The 2994-nt window shown below is 62.7% G+C and carries 1 protein-coding gene; it reads left to right on the forward strand.

What is annotated here, in order from left to right; translation table 11 throughout:
- A partial coding sequence (locus FDX01_RS23320) for an Ig-like domain-containing protein (protein WP_249360856.1) occupies window positions 1-2994 on the forward strand: 2994 nt, incomplete at both ends.

Genomic DNA, 2994 nt, shown 5'->3' on the forward strand with positions numbered 1-2994 from the left:
ACGTGCCGCAGGTGACCTACACCATCACCGACGGTCGCACCAACGGCGACGTCACCTCGACGCTCGATATCTCCGTTACGCCGGTGCAGGATGCGTTTAACGACAGCCAGACCGGCCACGGGCGCGACCCGCTGGTGATTGATGTCTTTAATAACGACAGCTTCGCCAACAGCGACAAAGCCATTACCGCCACCACCAACGGCGCGCACGGTACGGTGACCGTCAGCAACGGCAAGGTGGTTTACACCCTGAACGACGGCTATGTCGGCACCGATAGTTTCACTTATACCGTTACCAGCGGCGGCAAAACCGAAACCGCGAACGTCACCGTAACGTTAACGAACGGTGCGCCGACCGGGGTTGTCGGCAAAACCGCCAGCACAGCGGAAGACCAGACGCTGACCAGCACGGCTTTGCAGAATCTGCTGAACGGCGCCAGCGACCCGGACGGCGATACGCTGAAAGTCAGCGCATTTACGGTGGGCGCAACGACGTGGGCCGCAGGCCAGACCGCGACGCTTGCGGGCTATGGCGCGCTGACCATCAACGCCGACGGCAGCTATACCTTTGTTCCGGTCGCCGACTGGAACGGCAGCGTGCCGCAGGTCACTTATGAGGTCACCGACGGGCGCGACAACGGCGTGCAAACCGCCGCCCTCGATATTACCGTCACGCCGGTGCAGGACGCCCATGACGACAGCCGGACAGCCCATGCGGGCGCCCCGGTCACGGTCGATGTCCTGACCAACGACGGCTTCACCAACGGCGACAAAGCGATTACCGGCGTCACCGACGGCGCGCACGGTACGGTTAGCATCAGCAACGGCCAGGTGGTTTACACCCCGACCAGCGGCTACGTCGGCAACGACAGCTTCACCTATACCGTCACCAGCGGCGGTATCGAGGAGACCGCCACGGTTTATCTGACGTTGACCAACAGCGCGCCGACGCTGCCCCACTGGACAGCGATTAACGGTGAAGACTCGCCGATCGGTATCCCTGGCCTTTTATTAGATACCAGCAGCGACGCCGACGGCGACACCCTGACGGTGACCGATTTTACCGTCAACGGTACCACCTGGCAGGCAGGCGAGACGGCCAATCTGGCGGGGTACGGAAGCCTGACTATTACTTCTGACGGCAGCGTGACGTTTATTCCGGTGGCTGACTGGAACGGCAACGTACCGGTGGTGACCTACACGGCAACGGACGGCCGGGATAACGGCAGCGTCACATCGACGCTCACCATTCAGTACAATGCGATCCCTGACGCCGTTGACGACAACGCCACCACCCACGCGGGCGTGGCGAAAGTCATCGACGTGCTGGCGAACGACAGATTCAGCAACAGCGACAAAGCCGTTACCGCCGTCACCCAGGGCAATAACGGCTCGGTGGCGATTGAAAACGGCAAGGTGCGCTATACCCCGAACGCGGGCTTTAACGGCACTGACAGCTTTACCTATACCGTCACCAGCGGCGGCGTAACGGAAACCGCGACCGTTAATGTCACCATCGCCAACATTGCGCCGGTGGCGCACGATGATTTTACGTGGACTGCGGAAGACACTACCCTGACGCGCAGCGCCGCCACCGGGTTGCTGGCTAACGACAGCGATGATGACAATGATGCTCTTGCCATCACGCAGTTCAGTACCGGTACGCAGATTTACGCGGCGGGCCAGACCGCGACGCTTGCAGGCATGGGCGACCTGACCATTAACGCCGACGGCAGCTATACCTTTGTGCCAGTCGCCGACTGGAACGGCGCCGTGCAGCCGATCCTTTACCAGGTAAGCGACGGCAACGGCGGATTTAGCGTGGCGACGCTCTTACTTACCGTCAACCCGATCGCGGATGCGGTCAACGACAGCGTCAGCACCCATGCCGATGTGCCGGTGGTGATCGACGCGCTCGACAACGACAGCTTCAGCAACAGCGACCAGACGATTACCGGCGTCACCGCTGCCGCCCACGGAACGGTGACGATTGAGAACAACACGCTCGTCTACCGCCCGAACGCGGGCTATGTCGGCAGCGACACCTTCGACTACACCGTCACCAGCGGCGGCAAAACCGAAACCGCGACCGTTACCGTGGACGTCACCAACGTGGCGCCGCGTCTGACCAGCGTACCGACGATTTCCACGCCGGAAGACACCACGCTTAACAGCACTGCGGCGCAGAACCTGCTGACTAACGCCCACGATGACGATGGCGACGCCCTCGCCGTGACGGAGTTTACCGTCGGCGGCACCCGCTACCTCGCGGGCGACACCGCGACGCTGGCAGGCTATGGCGATTTGACGATCCGCGCCGACGGCAGCTTCACCTTTGTGCCAGTGGCCGACTGGAACGGCGTGCCGCCTGCCGCGACCTACACCATCAGCGACGGCAAAGACGGCGGCGTCTCCACCGCCACGCTCGCCTTTAGCGTAACGCCGGTGGCGGACGCGAAGGACGATACGGCCAGCACCCATGCGGGTGTTGCGGTCACTATCGATGCGCTGCATAACGACAGTTTCAGCAATGCCGACAAAGCGATTATCGATGTGGATCAGGGCCAGCACGGCTCGGTGACCATTGAAAACGGCCAGCTGGTTTATCGTCCTGTGGCAGGCTATGTCGGCCAGGATACCTTCACCTACACCGTGGAGAGCGGCGGCGTTCGCGAAACCGCCAACGTCACCGTCACCCTGACCAACAGCGTGCCGGTCGCAACGGGCGAGACAGTGGCTTCGCCGGAAGATTACGAGGCGCGCGGCGACCTGCTGCTCAACGACCGTGACGCGGACGGCGATCCGCTGTTTATCGCGGGCTTCACCGTCGGCGGCCAGACTTATCAGCCGGGCGATACCGCGCGGCTCCCGGGCGTCGGCGAGCTGACCATTGAGCGCAACGGCGGCTACCGCTTTACGCCGGTGGCCGACTGGAACGGCACGGCGCCAGTAGTAACCTACACGGTCAGCGACGGCAACGACGGCGGCACCGCTA

This window comes from Citrobacter sp. wls613, from assembly GCF_005281195.1.
GTDB lineage: Bacteria > Pseudomonadota > Gammaproteobacteria > Enterobacterales > Enterobacteriaceae > Citrobacter > Citrobacter gillenii.